Origin of the sequence: Candidatus Microthrix subdominans (genome assembly GCA_016719385.1) — a bacterium.
GTDB classification, from domain to species: domain Bacteria; phylum Actinomycetota; class Acidimicrobiia; order Acidimicrobiales; family Microtrichaceae; genus Microthrix; species Microthrix subdominans.
Map to the genome: position 1 here is coordinate 339,612 of JADJZA010000008.1, position 19,460 is coordinate 359,071.

Below are 19,460 nucleotides of genomic sequence, written 5' to 3' on the forward strand. Positions count from 1 at the left end.
ACGAGTGAGTCATGTTCAGCTGCTGGGGCTCCAAGGCGAGGTGCCGAGCGGCCCCTAGACTGGGCGGGTGGTGCAGGCCCCTCTTGATCTCACAACCTCAATGTTCGGCCTGATCGTCGACAACATCGGTGGGTGGGAGATTCTCGCCGTTCTCGTCCTACTCATGGTCGTCGTCGGCCCGGACCGGCTTCCCGAGATGGCGCGCAAGATCGGCCGCGGCATCGCCCAGGCAAGGGCTCAGATGTCGTCGATGTCCGACGAGGTACGCGGTGTGGTCGACGACCCGGCGATGCAACCGCTGCGGGAGATCGGCGAGTTCGCCATGCGGCCGCGCCAGAAGCTCTCAGAGATCGTCCGCATGGCCGAGTTCGATCTGCACGAGGAGGCAGCTCAGGTCAAGGCGCTCTTGGACGCGCCCGTTCAGCCGGAGGCCTCTCCAACGATCGCCGACCTGCCCGAGCCGGGCCTACCCCCGGGCAACGGGCCGCAGTACCCGACCACGATGGACGACAAGCTGGGTGGGCGACGGGTGCCCGTCGATTCCGAGGTGGCCGCCCAGCGTCGACTCGACGCCGGGGTGCCCGACAACGCTGCGTTCACCACACGCGCCGCCCCCCTTGGCGCGGGCGCCCCCGAAAGGGTTCCTGGGAGGGTCGCCGAGCAGGAGGGGCCGCCCACCTCCATGTCGACCCCGGTGGCGTCAACTGCGTTCACCGCTCGAGGGGGGCCGCTCGGGCAGCGAGTTGAGCCCGCTGAGGACGACCAGGCTTCGGCCAACCCATCAGCTCTAGCCGACACCGCCGAACCCGACCGTCCCGACGGACCGACTTCGTGAGCACGGAGACCACCGACGCCCCCGCCAAGGGCGACATGAGCCTGATCGAGCACCTGAAGGAACTGCGCAACCGTCTGTTGCGCGCCGCGGTGGCGATCGTTATCGGCGCCGTGGTCGGCTGGATCTTCTACGAGAAGATCTTCAGCTTTCTGACGGTGCCGTACTGCGACGTGGTCGAAGCGAAGCGTCAAACCTGTGCCCTGACCAGCTTCGACCCGCTCGAACCGTTCGGCTTCCGCGCCCAGGTGGCGGGCTATTCGGGCATCTTCATCGCACTTCCGGTGATCTTTTACCAGCTGTGGCGTTTCATCGCCCCGGGCCTGTACCGCAAGGAGAAGGCGTACGCAGCGACCTTCGTCGCCCTGTCGACAACGCTGTTTGTCTCCGGGGCGGCCGTTGCCTACCTGACCCTGCCCAAGGCGCTTGAATTTCTGTTGACCATCGGCGGCGAGGGCATCGACAACCTCACCAACGTGACGAAGTACACCACGCTGGTGTTGTTCACGATGGCGGCGTTCGGCGTGGGTTTCGAGTTCCCGATCCTGTTGATCGCGCTGCAGTTCGTCGGCGTCGTCCAGCCTTCGACGCTGTCCAAGTGGCGGCGCGAGGCGATCGTCGGCATCACTGCGCTGGCGGCGATCATCACCCCCAGCGTCGACCCGATCTCGATGTTTGCGCTCGCCATCCCGTTGTACGTGTTCTACGAGGCGTCGATCCTCGCCGGGCGTCTGATCGTTCGACGTCGGGAGAAGGCACGTCTGTCGTGAGCGACGCCGGCGACCCGATCGTCCCCGATGAGTTCCAGCTGAGGGCGATCGAGGCGATCGACGACGGCGAGTCGGTCCTGGTGGCGGCTCCGACCGGCGCCGGCAAGACCTTCGTGGCCGAGCACGCCATTGACCGGGCCCTCGCCCAAGGTCGTCGGGCGTTCTACACCACCCCGATCAAGGCGCTGTCCAACCAGAAGTTCCGTGACTTTTCGGCCCGCTGGGGCGCTGGCCGGGTCGGCCTGCTCACCGGCGACAACGCGGTCAACGGCTCGGCCGACCTGATCGTCATGACCACCGAAGTGCTGCGCAACATGATTTACGTGACCAGCCCAAACCTGGCGGGTCTGGGCGTGGTCGTCATGGACGAGGTGCACTACCTGGCCGACCCCCAGCGGGGGCCGACCTGGGAGGAGGTGATCATCCACGCGCCGGCGGGCGCCCAGTTGGTGGGGCTGTCGGCCACGGTGTCCAACTCCGAACAGCTCGGCGAGTGGATTCGGGCATTGCGGGGGCCCACTCGCACGGTGATCGAGCACGAGCGCCCGGTGGAGTTGCGCCCGCTGTACCTGGTCGCCGACCGCAGCGCCCCGGAGGACCACCTTCTGCCGCTGCTCGTCGACGGCCGCCCCAACCCGGAGGGCCACCGCTTCGATGCGGCCCCCAACACCGGTCACCGGGGACCTGGTGGGCAGCGACGCCGGCGGGGGCGTTTTGCCATGCCGCGCAAGGTGGAGACGGTTGAGCGCCTCGATGCCGAGGGCCTGCTGCCGGCGATCTGGTTCATCTTCAGCCGCAACGGCTGCGACGAGGCGATGGCCGCCTGTCGCGACGCCGGGGTCCGCCTGACCAGTCAGGAGGACCGGGCGCTCATCCGTACGATCGCCGAGACCCACACCGCGTCGTTAAGCGCAGCCGACCTGAAGGTGCTGCGCTACGACCGCTGGGTGGCGGCGCTGGAGGCCGGAGTGGCCGCCCACCATGCCGGGATGGTGCCCGCCTTCAAGGAGGCGGTCGAGGAGGCCTTCACCCTGGGGCTGATCAAGGTGGTGTTCGCCACCGAGACGCTGGCCCTCGGCATCAACATGCCCGCCCGCACCGTGGTGATCGACAAGCTGACCAAGTACACCGGCGACGGGCACGACTTTTTGACCCCGGCCCAGTTCACCCAGCTCACCGGCCGGGCGGGCCGTCGGGGCATCGACGAGCTGGGCTTCGCCGTCGTCGCCTGGTCGCCGTTCGTCACCTTCGACCAGGCGGCTGCGCTGGCGGGCAGCCGCGAGTACCCGCTCAACTCGGCCTTTCACCCCACCTACAACATGGTGGTCAACCTGGTGGCCCGCTACCAGCGGGACGAGGCGTTGGGCGTGCTTCAGCGGAGCTTCGCCCAGTTTCAGGCCGACGCCGACCTGGTGCGGCTGCGGGCACGGCTCGATCGGCTCGAGGAGCGCATCGCCGGGGCGGAGCAGCGGGCGACCTGCGAGCTCGGCGACGTCGTCGAGTACGCAGCGATCACGGCGGCCGAGCGCGCCGCCACGCCGGCGAGGCCGGGGGCCGTGCGTCGCCCCGACGGCGACACCGACCTCGTGGTGAGCGAGGCGGTGGGCGACCTGGTCCCCGGCGAGGTGATCGAGCATCCCGTCGGCGGGGAGCCGGTGGTCGTGTTGTCCGTCGCCCACCGCTCCCGCAACCGGGTGCGCCTCCGCGTCTCCGACGTCGGCGGAAAGCCGGAACGGCTGACCCACATGGATTTTGTCGGCGAACCGGTCGTGGTGGGTCGGGTGGACCTGCCGGTGCCGTACCGGCCGGAGACCGACCGTTTCGCCGAGGAGGCGGGGCTCGCACTCCGCCGCCGCAACCCCCGCCGTCGCTCGTCCAAGAAGCAGCGCCTGGGGCTGGGCGACGAGGGCGGCACCACACACGAAGGCCGCTCCGCTATGCCTTCGAGCACGGCACCCCCCTCGCCCCCCTCGCTGGCTTCGGCCGTTCCGGATCGCCCCCGTGCAGAGGAGCATCCGGTGGCGGGCTGTCCGCACGCCGAGGACCACCTGGCGGGGCTGGAGGAGGCAACCACCCTGAAGCGGGACGCCGAGGCGCTGCGACGCCGCATCGCCGGCCGAAACACCGCGCTCGAGCAGGGCCTGATCGCCCGGTTGGCGGTGCTCGAAGCCCGTGGCTACCTGGAGGGCTGGCAGCTCACACAGCGCGGGCGGCGGCTGGCCCGGCTGTATCACGAGGCCGACCTGGTGATCACCCATGCGATGGAGACCGGGTTGTTCGACGGGTTGGATGCCCCCGAGCTGGCCGGGCTGATCTCAACCTTCACCTACGAGCACCGCAGCTCCGAACCGCCACCCGAGCCGAGGTTTCCCAACTCGACCCTGCGCCGTCGCTTCTCCCAGATCGAGCGGGCGGCCCGGCAGGTCAACGAGGCCGAGGAGGCGGCGGGGCTGCCGCTCAGCCGTTCGCCCGATCCGGGTATGGTCGAGGTCGCCTATTCCTGGGTGGCCGGCGCCGGCCTGGCCGACGTGGTCGGCGAGGACCTGTCCGGCGGTGACTTCGTGCGCTGGATTCGTCAGCTGATCGACCTGACCCGCCAGATCGCCGACGTGACCGATCGCCATGCGCTGGCAGCCACCGCCCGGACGGCGGTGGATGGTCTCCACCGAGGGGTGGTGTCGACGATGACCGACCTGGAGTTCGACGACGACCCCGTCGTCGACGATGACGATGACGCCCCCGATTCGGCGGGGGAGCGGCCTCGCCGGTGACGATCGCCAAGGGACAACCGTGGGGGCGGCAGGGCCCGCTCGAGGCGGCTGGACCGGTGGCCGCCACCGACGCCGAGCTGGCCCGGGTCGTCGCAGCAGCGGTGTTGGCCGGCGACGTGCCGGAACCGACCGGGCTGATCGGCGGCGACCTGTTCTCCACCCTGGGCGGGAAACCGTCGGGGCGGCGGCCGACCGATGAGGACGCCTGGCGGTATCCGCTCGACGCGCTGGTGGTGCGCTCGACCACCGACGGTGTCTCGAGCGAGCCTGCGGTGGCGGTGGCCCACGTCGTTGCGTTCCGCGCGCCCGAGGCCGGTCGACCGAGCGACCGATTGGTCGGCGCCTTGCGAGGCCGTCGCCACTCGCCGAAGCTGCGACGGGCACCCTGGTTCGTCGACGAGACGCTGATCATCGCCAATGCCGCCTTCGTCGGCGACTGGAACATCGCGCCGCGAGGGCATCCCAACGACGGCCGACTCGAGGTGACCCAGGGGCGCCTCGGTGCCCGCGATCGCCGCCAGCTCCCCGGTCGGCTGGCCGCCGGAACGCACCTGCCCCATCCCGGCCTGACGACCTCCAGGCCGAAGGCGCTCGACGCCGGCATGGGGCCGTGGCGCCTCTATGTCGACGGGGTCGACACCGGCATGGTCGACGACTTCGGCGTCGAACTGATCCCCGACGCCTTCACGGCGGTCATGTAGCGGCAGGGGCCCGTCGGACCCCAGGTTCGATCGTGGGCGGCCTGGCCTACATTGAGACGATGGCGGACCTGCGCAACGACGATTCTGTGGACCCGAGCGCAACGGGTGGGCATGGCGGCCAACCCGATGCCGCCGAGGCACGGCAGCGGGTGTTCGACGAGGTCGACCGCCTGGCCGATCGGTTGGTGGACGTCTCACATCGCATCCATGCCGATCCCGAACTGGCCTACGCCGAACATCGTGCCCACGACCTGCTCTGCGATGTCCTCGAGGAGGCCAACCTGGCGGTCACCCGGGGCGCCTACGGGCTGGACACCGCGTTCGAGGCCCGCGCCGGCGGGGGAGCGGGCCCCACGGTGGCGGTGATCTGCGAGTACGACGCCCTGCCCGGCATCGGTCACGCCTGCGGCCACAACATCATCGCCGCCGCCGGCCTGGGTGCCGGCCTGGCCGCAGCAGCGGTGGTCGACGAACTCAACGGCAACCTGGTGATCCTCGGCACGCCCGCCGAGGAGGGCGGTGGCGGCAAGATCGCCATGATCGACGCCGGGGCGCTTGAGGGGGTCGACGCAGCGATGATGTTGCACCCCTCGTCGGCCGACGTCGAGTCGATGTATGCCATTGCGATCCAACAGCTGAGGGTGACCTATCACGGCAAGGCGTCCCACGCAGCCGCCCATCCCGAGCTGGGCCGCAATGCCCTCGACGCCGCCGTCCTCGGGTACAACGCCGTCGCTGCGCTGCGCCAGCACATCGCCCCCGACGAGCGGGTCCACGGCATCTTCACCGAAGCGGGCGAGCAGCCCAACATCGTGCCGCGCCGGGCAGCGGCGCATTACTACGTACGTTCGGGCACGCTGGCACGCCTCGAGGAGCTGAAGCCCCGGGTGCTGGCCGCCCTGGCCGGCGGCGCCCAGAGCGCCGGCTGCGAGCTCGAGGTCGCCTGGGTCGATGCCCCCTACGCCGAGCTGTTGCACAATCCCACCCTGGGGGCCCGCTATGCGCTGCACGCCGCCGCTCTCGGCCGCACGGTCGCCGGCGTCGAGGATGCCTCGCTCACCATCGGTTCGACCGACATGGGCAACGTCAGCCTCGAAGTGCCCAGCATCCACCCGACGATCGCCGTCGGGCCGCCCGGCAGCTCGATCCACACCGAGGCGTTCGCTGCGTCGGCCGCCTCGCCGGCGGGCGATCGGGCGGTGCTCGACGGCGCCAAGGCGCTCGCTGCTGTCGCCGTCGACCTGTGGAGCGACCCGGCCGTGCTGGCGTCGGCCCGCGCCGACCATCGGTCGGCAACCGGATCACGGACCGGCGGACCAAAGTGAACGAGCGAAGTAGGTGGTGGGTCCCATGGTCCCTCGGCGGGTGGCGGGTTTGAAATAGTCTCGGCCCGTGTTCACCTACCAGTCCGAGGAGTTCACCGGCGATGAGATCGCCGTTCTGAACCGGCACTTCACCAACCTCGATCGCCCGGTGTTCGCGCTCATCAACCTCCCCGAGGTGGTGAAGGGGGCACTGTTCGCGCGCTACAGCCGCTCATCGAAGTCGCTGCGCCGGTTGTTCCTCGACGAGTTCGCCGGCGCTCTCGCCCTGCCTGCCGCCGGGGGCGGCGACGGCGAGGAAGGCGATGTCGGTCTCGATCGTGCCGAACGGCTCTACGAGAAGGTCTTCGTCGAGTACGGCGACGACTCGGTCGCCCAGCTGGGCGGCGTCCACCTGGCCTGTGAGCAGGCGTCCAACCTTCTCACCAAGCTGCTCGAATGGGGGCGCCTGGCCAGCTATCTGGAGCAGTCCACCCGGTACATCCCCTATGACGTCCGGGCAAACGGCCGTTTTCGCTACTACCGGGACCCCGGCATCCTCACCTCCCGGCTCGGCGCCCGGTACGTGGGCGACATGGACGAGATGTTCGACGCCTACTCGTCGCTGCTGCCGGTGCTCGGCGACCATTTTCGCCGGGTCCACCCCAAGGACGCCGACGATTCGGATTTCGTCTACCGCCAATCGATCCGGGCCAAGTCGTTCGACGCGCTGCGCGGCCTGTTGCCGGCCGCAGCACAGTCCAACGTGGGGATCTACGGCAGCGGCCAGGCCTACGAAGCGATGTTGTTGCGCATGCGGGCCCACCCTCTGCCCGAGGCGCGGGCCTATGCGGACGAGATGCTCTTCGAGCTGCGCAAGGTGATCCCGTCGTTCCTCAAGCGTGTGGACGTGCCGGATCGGGGCGGGGCCTGGAGCGACTACCTGTCCACCAACCGCTCAGCGATGAGCGGGGTGGCCCAGCGGCTCTTCGACGGGCGCGTGGACGCCGTGCCAGAGGCATCGGTGCGGCTGGTGGACTGGGACCCCGACGCCGAGGTGAAGATGATCGCCGCCATGCTGGCGCCCCACACCCACCTGAGCGACACCACCCTGCTCGACGAGGTGGCGGCGATGGGTGCCGCCGACCGTAAGTCGGTCGTCGCCGCCTATGTCGGTCAGCGCTCCAACCGTCGTCACAAACCCGGCCGAGGCCTGGAACGGGTCAACTATCGCTTCGAGATCGTCGCCGACTACGGAGCGTTCCGGGACCTCCAGCGGCACCGGATGATGACGATCGAGTGGCAGAACCTCACGCCCCATCACGGGTACCTCCGCCCGACCGAGGTGGATGACGCCGGTGCGGCTGCGGCCTACGACCAGGCGATGGCGACGTCGGCCGGCCTCCACGATGTGCTCGCACGCCAGTTTCCGGATCGGGCCAGCTATGCGGTGGCGCTGGGTTACCGGGTCCGCTTCACGATGAACCTGAACGCACGCGAGGCGATGCACCTCACCGAGCTGCGTTCGGCTCCCCAGGGGCATGCCAGTTACCGAACGGTGGCCCAGGACATGCATCGGGCGATCGCGGAGGTCGCCGGCCACCGCCTCGTCGCCGACATGATGAGCTTTGTCGATCACGGTTCGGGCGTGGAGCTGGAGCGCTTGGAGGCCGAACGTCGGGCCGAGGCACGGCGCGAACGGCCCACATCCTGAGCGTCGCAGGATTGCCGCAGGGCGGATTTTTCCCGCTGAGGTGGACGCCGCCGTTCCCAGGTTGTAGGCAATGCAGCGGCTCCGACCGGAGCCCGGGTCGGCGACGACGCCAGAGCTGTCTAGTATGCCGCCCGATGACCCGCTGACGTTTCGAGGATGCAATCCCCATGGCTGCCGATGACATCGATGAAATCGACGAGCTTGACGACGACGCCGGCGCCGTCGACGACGTTGACGAAGAGGAACTCGACGAAGAAGACCTGAGCGACGACCTCCATGTCGACGAGGATGACGATGCCGTCATCGGCACCGTCGACGACGAAATCGATGACGAGGACGAGAAGGCCGAGGGCGCCTCGAAGGCGGCCAAGCCTTCGACCGACGATGACGAGGAGGACGAGGAGGATCTCGGGCCCGACGACGTTGAGGCCGACCTCGACACGATCCTCAAGGGTAAGATCGCCTCGGAGGACGACCTCGACGACGACGACGAGGATGAGGACGAAGCCCTCGTCGTCCCGGTGAAGAAGACGGTCGCCGAACAGGCCGATGGCGTCACCGCCCGACAGGAAGGGGAGTTTTCCTGCCCCGGCTGTTTCATGGTCGTCCACCCCCGCCAGTTCGGCCGCCGGTCCAATCCGGTGTGTCCGTCCGGCGAGGAGGACTGCCCCGGTATCGAGATCGCCTTCGGGACGTCGTGAGCCCGGTGGGACCGTCCGGCTCGGAGGACAGCTCCGGCGACGTGCTCTTCGACACTCCGCTCGCCCGGCTGGCGATCGGCTCCGCCGGCGTCGTCGACCGGCTGATCACGCGCACCCAGGGCCAGGTTGCGCTCGGGTTGACGTTGGGACGCCTGGTCGGGGCCAAGGCGGGGTTGCCCGTGCATGCCCCGGTGGTGGCCATGCTCGACCGTCCCCGCCTGCACCCGGTGCGCTCGATGGCCCGCAGCTCGAACGTCACCCCGTTGCGGCCTACCGATCGCCTCTCGGCGGTTGGTCCCTCCTCGGACGTTGGCGCTTCCCAGGTCGCCGTCGCCGAGGAGCCTGCAGCATCGGAACAGCCGCCGGTCCCGACGAGCGACGAGCTGGCCATCCCGTCCTACGACGAGCTGGCGGCCTCCCAGGTGGTCAAGCGACTTCCGGGCCTCGACGCCGCCGAGCTGGCAGCGATCGGCACCTACGAGCGCGCGCACCGTGGACGGCGAACGATCCTGACCCGGATCCGACAGCTGCAGTCCACCCAGTGACCGACGCGCTCCAGGTCCGTCCCATCGGTGACGCCGACGTCGCCGGGGTTGTCGATCTGCTCGAGCAGGCCCATCGCCATCAACTCGAACAGCGCGACGGCGAGATGTGGGCCACGGTCAACGCCGTTCCGGTGACCGAGGAACGCGTTCGTCACCGGGCGGAGCACGGCCTGGTGCTGGTCGGTACGGTCCTCGGCGTCCCGGTCGGCGTCGTTGTGGCGCGCCACGAGGTCGTGTCCGACAAACGCCTGGCGCTGATCGAAGAGCTGTACACCGAACCCGAGGCCAGAGGGGTGGGCGTCGGTCGTCGGCTGATTCAGGCGGTGGAGCTCTGGGCGAGAGCCACGGGGTGCATAGGCATCGAATCGATGGCGCTGCCCGGCGATCGTGACACCAAGAACTTCTTCGAAGCGGCCGGGCTGATCGCTCGCGCGATCGTGGTGCACCGCAGCTTCGAACCAACCCGATGATCGGCCTGGCTGCGGGCGACGGAGCTGTCGATCCTGTCGGCCGCCCCCAGCTGGCCGTCGGCGCCGTCGTGCAGAGCAGCGATGAGCTGTTGTTGGTTCGTCGGGGAACCGAGCCTCACATCGGGCGTTGGACCCTGCCGGGGGGACGGGTGGAGCGGGGCGAGCTCTTGGCCGAAGCGGTGATCCGAGAGCTTCGCGAGGAAACCGGAGTGGTCGGTGTGTGTAGCGACCTGTTGGGTCTCGCCGAGCTGCTCCCCGGGTTTGGAAACGACGATGATCCTCACGACGATCAGCAGGGTGTTGCCCGACCGGGAAACAACCACTTTGTGGTCGCCAACTTCGTGATCACGTTGCTCGACCCGGATCAGCGCCCGATCGCCGGCTCGGACGCGTCCGACGTCGCCTGGGTGCCGGTGTGGGATGTCGCCGAGATGGACCTGACACCCGGACTGGCGGAGTTTCTCTCCGAGCACCGCATCATCGACACGATCGTCTGACCCGACGATCACCCGCCCGGCGGCCCACCCGAAGGTCGACCGCCGAACGGGGACCGTCAAAACGAACGGGGAGCCTTAGCGGCCCTTCCAGACCGGGTCGCGCTTCTCGAAGAAGGCCGTGAGGCCCTCGCCGAAGTCCTCGGCGCCAAACATCTTGGCGATGCCGTCGTTGGACAGCTTCCAACCGGTCGCCTCGTCGGCCTCGGCGGCCTCCAGAACGATCTTGCGGCTCTCGCGAACGGCCAGCGGGGCCGCCTTTTCGATCTGGGCGGCCAGCGCAACGGCGCCTTCGAGGGCCCCGCTCTCCTCGGTGAGGGCGTTGACCCAGCCGAAGTGATGAGCTCGCTCGGCGGAGAAGTCGAGACGGCCGGTCAGCACCAGCTCCATGGCGATGTTGCGGGGCAACACACGGGGCAGGCGGAACAGCCCGCCGCCGGCGGCGACCAGGTTGCGCAACACCTCGGGGACGCCGAACACGGCGGTCTTCGAGGCGACGACCAGGTCGCAGGCCAGGACGATCTCGGTGCCGCCGGCCAGCGCCGGTCCGTCGACCGCAGCGATCACCGGCTTGGTGCGTTCACGGGCGGCGAACCCGGCGAAGCCGCCCTTTTCGGTCATCATGGCACCGGGGTCGGTGCTCATCGCCTTCAGGTCGGCACCGGCCGAAAAGATCCAGCCCTTTTCGGTGCGGGCGCCGGTGAGCACGCCCACCCACAGGTCGTCGTCGGACTCCAACAGGTCGATCGCCGCCTCGACGCCTTGGGCGACGTCACCGTTGACCGCGTTGCGGGCCTCGGGGCGGTTGATCGTGATGATCGCCACATGGCCGCGGCGCTCCAGGAGCACCTTCTCGTTGCCCTCGATCACCGGAGCGGCTGTTGTTTCCTCGTTCGTCATCAGCCCAAGTTAGGGGGTGCGCGACGCTCGAGGCGAGTTACTCGTTGGCGGCGGTATCCGGGGCAGGTGACGGATCGCCTGCGGTGTCCTCGGTGGGCGAATCAGCGGCGGACGGCTCTGATGCCGGGGCCTCGGAAGTAGGAGCTTCGGGTGTCGCCGCTTCGGGTGCTGCCGCCTCGGAAGCCGGAGCTTCCCAGCGTCCGCGGGCGTCCTGGGGTCGCCGCCTCGGAGGGGGCGGTAGCCGTCTCGCCGGTCGCCGGGGCGGGCTTGGCGCCCTTCGACGCATCCCGCTTCGGCTGGCCGCCCTTCGCCTGGTCGCCCGTTGGCCGCCCGCCCTTGGGCTGGTCGCCGCGACCGCCGCCGTCGCGGGGGCCCTTCTTGGGCTTGTCGCCGCCGGGACGGCGCCGCCGGGGCGGGTTCTTCGGCGCAGTGGACGGATCAACGCCGAACTTCCGTGCCAGCTCGGGCAGCCGGGCCGCCACCGCACGGAGGGTGTTGAGCAGTTCCTCGCTGGGCTTCTCCGGGATGTGGTCGAGCTCGACCAGCGCGCGAACCGGCGAGAACGCCAGCGCGTCGAGCAGGGCGCCCCAACGGTCGTCGGTCATGTTCTCGTCGACCGAGTCGACGACAGCGGTGGCGAGACGGGTGGCCAAGTCACCGGGAAGGGGTGCGCCGGCCTTCGGCGACCTGCTCGACACCCGCAGCGCACGGATCACGCGCCCGGCCTGTATCAGCGCCGAGATCTCTTCGGCCCAGGCGGCCTGCTCTGTCTCCACCCGGCTGTTGAGCGCGTCGCGCAGCTGCCCGGCGAGCGCACGGGTCTCCTCGTCGTTGGCGGCGGTGTCGCCGGCGACGACGACCGATCGCAGATCACGCAGATCGACCTCGTCGGCCTGGGCCACGGCAGCCTCGGCACGGTCTCGCCACTCCGCGGTGCGCAGTTGCTCCTGGAGCTGTTCGGCCAGACCGATCAGCGGTCCGGGCTTCACCTCGGGGCGTCCCTCGGCCTTGTTGGTCTCGTTCTGTTCCTTGATCGCAGTGCGAACGGCAGGGAGGCCACCGGCGACCAGCTGGTCGGCGACGGGTCGCTGCTCGTCGGGGAGAGCGGCCAGCACCGCGTTGCGATGCGTCTTGCCGGCGCGAAGCCGTTTGGCCTTGGGTCGGGTCGGCACCTCCGGGGGCGCCGGACGGTGCGGGCGATCGCCACGCCCTCGGCCGCGTGGGCCCTCGCCGTCGCGTCCGCCCTCGCGCCTGGCGCCCCGACCGTCGCGGTCACGGCGTCGGCCCCCGCCGCGCTCGTCCCGGTCGCGTCGGCCGCCACCGCCCTTGGCTGCCAGCTTGGTGGTGACCAGGTCGGTGGGATCCTTGGCGATCAGCTCCAAGCGCTGTGGCTCCTTGCGCTCGCGCTTGGGGGTAGCGATCGCCAGCACGTCGATGCCGTCGATCGTGAAGTCGGCGTCGGCCTTCAGCTCATCGCCGATCTTCGTGCCCTCGGGCAGCAGCGACGCCGCCGCTTCGCCCTTTGGTTGCTTGGCGCCGGAGACCCTCCAGGTAAAGCGTTCGTCGCTCAGGCTGGTGATCTCGATGTCGAGTCGGCGTGACATGGCGTGGCCTCTCGTGGCGGTGGGGCGAACCCACGGGGTTGGGGGTGCCGGACGCAGATCATCCGGTCGACGGAGCACATCCACACGGGATGGGTTGCTCGGGGTCGTCGCTCTGTACGGGGCCCAGAGCCGACAAAGCAGCGTATCGGACCAGCAGATCAGCACTGAAGACGTGGCGTGACCGCCTACTCCCAGGGTTCGAACTCGCCGCCCCTGCTCGGCGTGTACGGCACCTCGAGCAGCAACTGTTCGACGACCTCGCTGAGCGCCGGATGGGGATAGATCACCGTGCGGGCCACGTCGTCGGCGGTGTTGCCCAGCGCCATCGCCTGAGCGAGCGGCTGGATCAGCAGCGAGGCCTCATGGCCGATGATGTGGGCGCCCAGGATCAGGCGTGTGTCCGGGTCGACCAGCACCTTGGCAAACCCGACTTGGTCCTCCATCGCCCAGCCGTAGGCGGTGGCGCCGTAGTCGCGGCGGCCGACCAGATAGGGATGGCCAAGCGCCTGAAGCGCTTCTTCGGAACGGCCCACCTGGGCCACCTCCGGATGGCTGAACACCACGTGGGGCACCGCCGACTCGTCGATGCGGCGCAGGTCGTCGGGGTGGGTGAGGTTGTGCCCGACGATGTCGGCCTCCCGGTTGGCCAGGTGCTTGAGCTGCAGCGGGTTGCGGATGTCGCCCAGCGCCCAGATGCCCTCCGCCTCGGTCGCCAGGGTGTCGTCGGTGATGACATACCCGTAGGGATCGACGGTCACCCCGGTGCGCTCGACGCACAGTTCGTCAGCGTTGGGCACGCGCCCAGCGGCCACCAACACCACGTCCCCCTCGACCGTTTGCCCGTCGGAACACTCGACGGCGATGCCGGCGTCGCTGCGGCGCACCGACTGGACGGTCACGTTCAGCCGGAGGTCGTAGCGGTGACCGAGCGCCTGGGTGAAGCGCCTGCCGATCTCCCAGTCCTCGTGCCCCAGTAGGCGCGGCGACCGGCCGATGATCGTCACCCTGGCGCCGAACGTGCCGAAGGCGTGAGCCATCTCGGCGGCGATGAACCCGCCCCCGATGATCACGAGGTGCTCGGGCACCTCGTCGATCCGCATGATCGTGTCCGAGGTGTGGAAGGGCACGCCGTCGAGGCCCTCGACCCGTGGCCTACGCGGGCGAGCCCCGGCGGCGAGAACCACCCGGTCGGCGCTGACCAGTTGGCTCAATCCCGACGGGTCGGTCACCTCGACGGTGCGGTCGCCGACGAAGGTGGCGGTGCCGCCGTAGACGGTGACGTGGTTCTGCCCCCGGCGGTACTCCTCACCGCCGGCGGCGATCGGGTCGATGCGGCCGAAGGTGCGGTCGCGGATCTCACGCCACCGCACCCCATCCAGGCTGAGGTCGACCCCGAGCGCCTTGGCCTCCTCGGCCAGGCGGATCACCGTCGCCGGGTAGATCAGCATCTTCGAGGGGATGCAGCCCCGGTTCAAGCAGGTGCCGCCGAACGCGTCTCGCTCGACCATCGCCACCGAGAGGTGTTCGAAGCGCTCGTCGAGAAACGTGTTGCCCGACCCGGAGCCGATCACCATCAGGTCGTGGTGGTTCGGCGCGGAGGCGGTTGAGGGGGCATCGGGGGTCACCCCCTCATCCTGCCAGGTGATCTCCGGCGATCGGCGATCACCTGGTGGGTTGAGCGCGGCCAGCGACGGGTACCGCCTGGCTGCCGACCCGGCCCGACGACAGGAACCACCCATGACCAATGCGCACGATCAACCGAAGGCTTCGTCGCTCGACCTCGGCCCCCACCCGGACGAGTCGATCGCCAAGCTGCGGTGGTTCAACCTGGCGATGGGTGGGCTTCACCTTCTCCAGGGCATCGCCATCGTCGCGCTGTCCAACAACTTCCGGGCCCCGGTCACCGGCTCGTTCCTCGACGGACCGCCCGGTACACCGACGCAATTGACCGAGCTGTTCTCCATCCCGTTCGGTTGGGGCGTCGCCGCCTTTGTGTTCCTCTCGGCGATCGCCCACTTCCTGATCGCCGGGCCGCTGTTCGGTGCCTACTCCCGCCAGCTTCGCCAGGGACGCAACGACTTCCGATGGATTGAATATGCGCTGAGCGCCTCGTGGATGATCGTGCTGATCGCCATGCTCACCGGCGCCAGCGACTTCGCTGCGCTGCTCGGGCTGTTTGGGGTCAATGCCGCCATGATCCTCTTTGGGCTGATCGCCGAACGATCGGGCCAGCCCGGCGGCTCGGGCTGGCAGCTGCCCTTCTGGCTGGGCACGCTGTGCGGTGCCGTGCCGTGGATCATCATCGCCATAAATCTGTGGGCGCCGGGCCAGGATTCGTCCGCACCGACGTTCGTGTACGTCATCTTCGTCACGATCTTCGTCTTCTTCGATAGCTTCGCCGTCAACTTCTGGCTCCAGTACCGCCGGGTGGGCCGCTGGCGCAGCTACCTGTTCGGCGAGACGGCCTATGTGGTGTTGTCGCTCGTGGCCAAGTCGTTGCTGGCCTGGCAGGTGTTCGCCGGGGCGCTCGCCTCCTGATCCCGACCAACCAGGCGGTGCGCGAACGAGAACGCGTTATCGTGCTCGCACTTGCACCGTGACGGTACCTCTGGGGGGATTGATGCAGCTGGCCTACACCGACGAGCAGGAAGCGCTTCGCTCGGAGCTGCGCGACTACTACGACCGGCTCCTCACCCCCGAGGTGCGCGAGGCGCTCCACGAGGAGGAGGGCGTCGGTCGGGTCCACCGCGAGATCATCGGCCAGATGGCCCGGGACGGCTGGATGGGCATCGGTTGGCCCACCGAGTACGGCGGACAGGGTCGAAGCCAGATCGAGCAGTTCATCTTCTACGACGAGTCGATGCGCTCGGGTGCCCCCGTGCCGATGCTCACGATCAACACGGTCGGGCCGACGATCATGAAGAACGGCACCGACGAGCAGAAGCGACGCTTCCTGCCCCGCATCCTGGCGGGGGAGATCCTGTTCTGCATCGGCTACAGCGAGTCCGAGGCCGGGACCGACCTGGCATCGCTGACGACCAAGGCCACCCGTGACGGCGACGAGTACGTGATTTCCGGGCAGAAGATGTGGACGTCGCTGGCATCGGATGCCGACTACTGCTGGCTGGCGGTTCGCACCAACGCCGAGGCGGCCAAACACAAGGGCATCTCGATGGTCGTCGTGCCGATGGACGCCGACGGCATCACGATCGAGCCGTTGCACCTGCTCAGCCAGCACGACATCAACCAGGTGTATTACGACGACGTGAGGGTCCGGGCCGACAACCTGGTCGGCGGCGAGAACAACGGCTGGTCGCTGATCGTCGACCAGCTGAACCACGAGCGGGTCACGCTGTGCTCCTCCGGGCTGCTCGAGCAGGCCTACACCGAGGTGCGGGACTGGGCGCTGGCAACCCGCAACGCCGACGGGCGCCGGGTGGTCGACGACGAATGGGTGCAGATGAACCTCGCCCGGGTGCGGGCCGGCCTCGACTATCTGCGGCTGATCAACTGGAAGGTGGCCTGGACCGGCACCCAGGGCACCCTCGACGTGGCCGACGCCTCCACGATCAAGGTGTTCGGCACCGAGTGGTATCTCGAGTCGTTCCGGCTGCTGATGGAGGTGCTCGGGCCCCGCGGCTACGTCGCCCGAGGTTCGGCCGGCGACCTGTTGGCCGGACGCCTGGAGATGAACTACCGATCGTTGCTCATCCTCACGTTCGGGGGCGGCACCAACGAGATCCAACGAGACCTGATCGCCATGTTCGGCCTGGGGATGCCCCGGCCGCTGCGGGCCTAGGGAAGGGGTACCCACGTGGACTTTGCCTACGACGAATCCGAACAGGCGATCGGCGACCTGGCGCTACAGGTGCTGACCGATGGCAGTGATCCGGCCCAGCTGCGGGAGCTGGAGCGGCCAACGGACGGAACCGCGCCCGGCCCGCGCTTCGACCGGGCCCTGTGGGCCACGCTGGCCGACACCGGCATCCTGGGCGCCTGCCTGCCCGACGACCTGCCCGGCGGCGGGGGAGCGGGGCTCGGTTTGGTGGCGCTCGGCCGCATCTGTGAAGCCCAGGGTGCCACTGCGGCGGCTGTTCCGCTGTGGGAGACGATGGCGCTGGGCGCACTGCCGCTGGCCGGGCTGGCCGAGGGCGAGGCGCGCGACCGTTGGTTGGATCGCGTGGCCGCCGGCGACGCGGTGCTGACCGCCGCCTGGCACGAGGACGGCGGCGAACCCGACGCCCCGGGGTGTGCCCTCACCGGCAGGGACGAGGCGCCGCTGATCAGCGGGTCGAAAGTGGCCGTGCCCGCCGGGTGGATCGCCGATGCCGCCGTCGTGCCGGTGACCGCCGAGGACGGCGGGGTGGCGCTGGTCCTCGTCGAGCTCGACCACCCATCGGTCACCCGCACGTCGTTGCAAACGACGGCGGCCAGCCCGGACGCCAACCTGGACTTCGCAGATACCCCGGCCGAGCTGATCGCAAGCGGCGACGAAGCCCTCACCTGGGCCTGGCAGCGGGCGCTGGCAACCCAGTGCGCCCTGATCACCGGCGGGGTGGCACAGGCCATGGCAGTCACCGCGCAGTACACCAAGGATCGCAAGCAGTTCGACCAGCCGATCGCCGCCTTTCAGGCGGTGGCCCACCGGGCCGCCGACGCGTTCGTCGACACAGAGGGCATCCGCCTGACCGCCGCCCAGGCGCTGTGGCGCCTTGAAGCGGGCATGCCCGCAGCGGCCGAGGTGGCGATCGCCAAGTACTGGGCAGCCGACGCCGGCCAGCGGGTGGTGCATGCCGCCATGCACCTGCACGGGGGCATGGGCGTCGACCGCGACTATCCGGTGCACCGCTACTTCCTTCAGATGAAGGAGCACGAGCTGCAACTGGGCGGCACCAGCCGCAGCCTGGTCGCTCTGGGCAAGCTGATCGCCGCCGGGGAGGCCTGACCGGGCGCGGCGCCGCACCAGACGCCGACGCCGGTACGATGGGCCGACATGCTCTGGCTGTTCGTCGTGCTTTTCATCGTGGTGCCGTTGGCCGAGCTGTGGGCCATCATCGCCGTGTCCGACATCATCGGTGGCTGGCCGACGATCGGGCTGTTGTTGTTCGACAGCCTGCTCGGCGCCTGGTTGCTGAAGCGCCAGGGCAGGGGAGTGCTCGCCAAGGTGGACGCTCGGCTGAGGGCGAATCAGTTGCCCACCGACGAGCTGGTCGACGGCGTGCTGATCCTGTTTGCCGGTGCGCTCATGCTCACGCCCGGCTTCATCACCGACGCCGCCGGCTTCCTGCTGCTGTTGCCGTTCACCCGGGCTCCACTACGCGCCGCGCTGAAGCGCCGCTTCACCGTTCGGATGGGCCGAGGGTTTCAGTTTGTCTCCTCCTCCACAACCATGGGAGGATCCATGGGTGGCCAAGGTAAATCGTCATTCGGGTCGGGGGCGCCCGCTGGCGGGCGGGTGTGGGAGGCCGAGGTGATCGAGGACGACCAGGAACTGCCCGGTCCCGAACAGAGTTGACCCGAACGAAGTTGAATGGCGTATGTGTCGGGACCGTGTACTAGGTTGCCCCTCGTGGAATACGGCTCCTCAGCGGGGAGAGCCGCAAACTCTTGGAGGAGCACCACATGTCATTAAGTCCTGGTACGTCACGTCGGCCCAACGCAAAGCGCCTGCCGCTTCGCCGGGCGGCGCTGTTCGCTCTGGTCGCTGCACCCTTGGGGGCGGCGACGCTCTCGTGTACGGCCGCCCCGGCGGAGTACTGGTCGCCGACCGGTCCGTGCGGGACGACCGATTCCACGGTGGTGCCTGCCGGCGTGACCTCGATGACCGTCACGGTCGAGGGTGCGAAGGGTGGCAATGCTGGGGCACAGGGTGGCTCACCCGACTCCGGCCTTGGTTCCCGCGGCGGCTCCGCAACGTCGACGTTTACGGTCACGCCGGGCCAAACCATCTCGGCCACGGTGGGCTGCGAGGGCGGTAACGGCGAGAACGCTCCTGCGCCCAAGGTGGATCCCTCAGCCGGCTGGAGCAGCGGTGGTGGCGCTGGTCGTGGCCACCGGGCAACCGGTGGTGGTGCGGCCAGCGGTGGCGGCGGCGCCTCCTCGGGTGTGTGCATCGGGGATACCTGTGACTCCAGCGCTGTGGCGTCGACCCTCGTGGTTGCCGGCGGCGGCGGCGGCGGCGGCATGTCCACGTGTGCCTTCCAGAACGGCGGCATTGGCGGCGCCGGCGGCAACGCCGGCTCGACCGCTGCCGGCGGAGGTTCAGGTCCGTCCGGGGCCGACGGTGGTGTCGGATCGAAGACGGGCATTGGCCCCACCCCAGGTGGCGGTGCAGGTGGCGCCAACACCAACTCGACTCCTGGCCCGAACGGCGTGTCGAGCCCTGACACCAGCCAGAGCGGCATCGGAACGTCGAGTTCCGGCGGCGGCGGCGGCGCCGGCTACCGAGGCGGCTCGCCCGGCGGCATGTTCCAGTACGACTTCCTCACTGCCTCGGCCCTGTGTCACGCAGGCGGCGGCGGCGGTGGCGGCTCGTCGTGGATCGCCAATTCGGGGAGCACGCTCTTCGGCACGGCAGCCCAGGACGCCGGTCGGGTCCTGGTGAGCTTCGCTCAGCCGGGCAGCTAATAGCCCCTGACGACGGCTCCTCATCGAGGA

The 19,460-nt window shown here is 69.2% G+C and carries 18 protein-coding genes; 15 read left to right on the forward strand and 3 right to left on the reverse strand.

The window, feature by feature from the left end:
- Positions 1 to 70 precede the first annotated feature (70 nt).
- The 10 genes from IPN02_15985 (at position 71) to IPN02_16030 (ending at position 10,302) form a co-directional block, all read left to right on the forward strand.
- A complete protein-coding gene (locus IPN02_15985) occupies positions 71 to 835 on the forward strand; it encodes a twin-arginine translocase TatA/TatE family subunit (GenBank protein ID MBK9298305.1) in 765 nt (254 codons plus the stop codon).
- Positions 832 to 1,602, forward strand: a complete 771-nt coding sequence (gene tatC / locus IPN02_15990) for a twin-arginine translocase subunit TatC (GenBank protein MBK9298306.1) — start codon at positions 832 to 834, stop codon at positions 1,600 to 1,602. The genes IPN02_15985 and tatC overlap by 4 nt, the downstream gene beginning before the upstream one ends.
- Positions 1,599 to 4,373, forward strand: a complete 2,775-nt coding sequence (locus IPN02_15995; GenBank protein ID MBK9298307.1) for a DEAD/DEAH box helicase — start codon at positions 1,599 to 1,601, stop codon at positions 4,371 to 4,373. Before tatC ends, IPN02_15995 begins: the two co-directional genes overlap by 4 nt.
- Positions 4,370 to 5,074: a hypothetical protein gene (locus tag IPN02_16000; GenBank protein ID MBK9298308.1), complete on the forward strand. Its 705-nt coding sequence runs from the start codon at positions 4,370 to 4,372 to the stop codon at positions 5,072 to 5,074. Before IPN02_15995 ends, IPN02_16000 begins: the two co-directional genes overlap by 4 nt.
- A gap of 59 nt (positions 5,075 to 5,133) precedes the next feature.
- Entirely contained in the window at positions 5,134 to 6,399 is a 1,266-nt protein-coding gene (locus IPN02_16005) for a M20 family metallopeptidase (GenBank protein ID MBK9298309.1), read from the forward strand.
- Between the two features lie 67 nt (positions 6,400 to 6,466).
- Positions 6,467 to 8,089, forward strand: a complete 1,623-nt coding sequence (locus IPN02_16010) for an FAD-dependent thymidylate synthase (GenBank protein MBK9298310.1) — start codon at positions 6,467 to 6,469, stop codon at positions 8,087 to 8,089.
- A 167-nt stretch (positions 8,090 to 8,256) separates the two neighbouring features.
- Positions 8,257 to 8,790 carry a DUF4193 family protein gene (locus IPN02_16015; protein MBK9298311.1) on the forward strand — a complete coding sequence of 178 codons (534 nt, stop codon included), beginning with the start codon at positions 8,257 to 8,259 and terminating at the stop codon, positions 8,788 to 8,790.
- A complete protein-coding gene (locus tag IPN02_16020; GenBank protein MBK9298312.1) occupies positions 8,787 to 9,335 on the forward strand; it encodes a hypothetical protein in 549 nt (182 codons plus the stop codon). The genes IPN02_16015 and IPN02_16020 overlap by 4 nt, the downstream gene beginning before the upstream one ends.
- On the forward strand, positions 9,332 to 9,805 hold the full coding sequence (locus tag IPN02_16025; protein MBK9298313.1) for a GNAT family N-acetyltransferase: 474 nt from the start codon (positions 9,332 to 9,334) through the stop codon (positions 9,803 to 9,805). The genes IPN02_16020 and IPN02_16025 overlap by 4 nt, the downstream gene beginning before the upstream one ends.
- Positions 9,802 to 10,302, forward strand: a complete 501-nt coding sequence (locus IPN02_16030) for an NUDIX domain-containing protein (protein ID MBK9298314.1) — start codon at positions 9,802 to 9,804, stop codon at positions 10,300 to 10,302. Before IPN02_16025 ends, IPN02_16030 begins: the two co-directional genes overlap by 4 nt.
- Positions 10,303 to 10,377: 75 nt before the next feature.
- Here IPN02_16030 and IPN02_16035 read toward each other — a convergent pair whose 3' ends face one another.
- From IPN02_16035 to IPN02_16045, 3 genes are all read right to left on the reverse strand, one after another.
- Complete coding sequence (locus IPN02_16035; protein ID MBK9298315.1) at positions 10,378 to 11,199, reverse strand: crotonase/enoyl-CoA hydratase family protein; 822 nt, start codon at positions 11,197 to 11,199, stop codon at positions 10,378 to 10,380.
- Between the two features lie 101 nt (positions 11,200 to 11,300).
- The gene (locus tag IPN02_16040) at positions 11,301 to 12,803 is read right to left on the reverse strand and encodes a hypothetical protein (GenBank protein ID MBK9298316.1); all 1,503 of its coding nucleotides are present in this window, start codon (positions 12,801 to 12,803) and stop codon (positions 11,301 to 11,303) included.
- Between the two features lie 185 nt (positions 12,804 to 12,988).
- On the reverse strand, positions 12,989 to 14,377 hold the full coding sequence (locus IPN02_16045; protein MBK9298317.1) for a mycothione reductase: 1,389 nt from the start codon (positions 14,375 to 14,377) through the stop codon (positions 12,989 to 12,991).
- 163 nt (positions 14,378 to 14,540) lie between these two features.
- Between IPN02_16045 and heR the strand changes: the two genes are divergently transcribed.
- The 5 genes from heR to IPN02_16070 all read left to right on the forward strand — a co-directional run bounded on the left by heR (position 14,541) and on the right by IPN02_16070 (position 19,430).
- A complete protein-coding gene (heR, locus tag IPN02_16050; protein ID MBK9298318.1) occupies positions 14,541 to 15,341 on the forward strand; it encodes a heliorhodopsin HeR in 801 nt (266 codons plus the stop codon).
- Positions 15,342 to 15,423: 82 nt separating this feature from the next.
- Positions 15,424 to 16,602 (forward strand): acyl-CoA dehydrogenase family protein, encoded by a 1,179-nt coding sequence (locus IPN02_16055; protein ID MBK9298319.1) that lies wholly within the window; start codon positions 15,424 to 15,426, stop codon positions 16,600 to 16,602.
- Between the two features lie 15 nt (positions 16,603 to 16,617).
- Positions 16,618 to 17,748, forward strand: a complete 1,131-nt coding sequence (locus IPN02_16060; protein ID MBK9298320.1) for an acyl-CoA/acyl-ACP dehydrogenase — start codon at positions 16,618 to 16,620, stop codon at positions 17,746 to 17,748.
- A 48-nt stretch (positions 17,749 to 17,796) separates the two neighbouring features.
- Positions 17,797 to 18,318, forward strand: a complete 522-nt coding sequence (locus IPN02_16065; GenBank protein MBK9298321.1) for an FxsA family protein — start codon at positions 17,797 to 17,799, stop codon at positions 18,316 to 18,318.
- Between the two features lie 107 nt (positions 18,319 to 18,425).
- A complete protein-coding gene (locus IPN02_16070; GenBank protein MBK9298322.1) occupies positions 18,426 to 19,430 on the forward strand; it encodes a hypothetical protein in 1,005 nt (334 codons plus the stop codon).
- Positions 19,431 to 19,460: the final 30 nt, after the last annotated feature.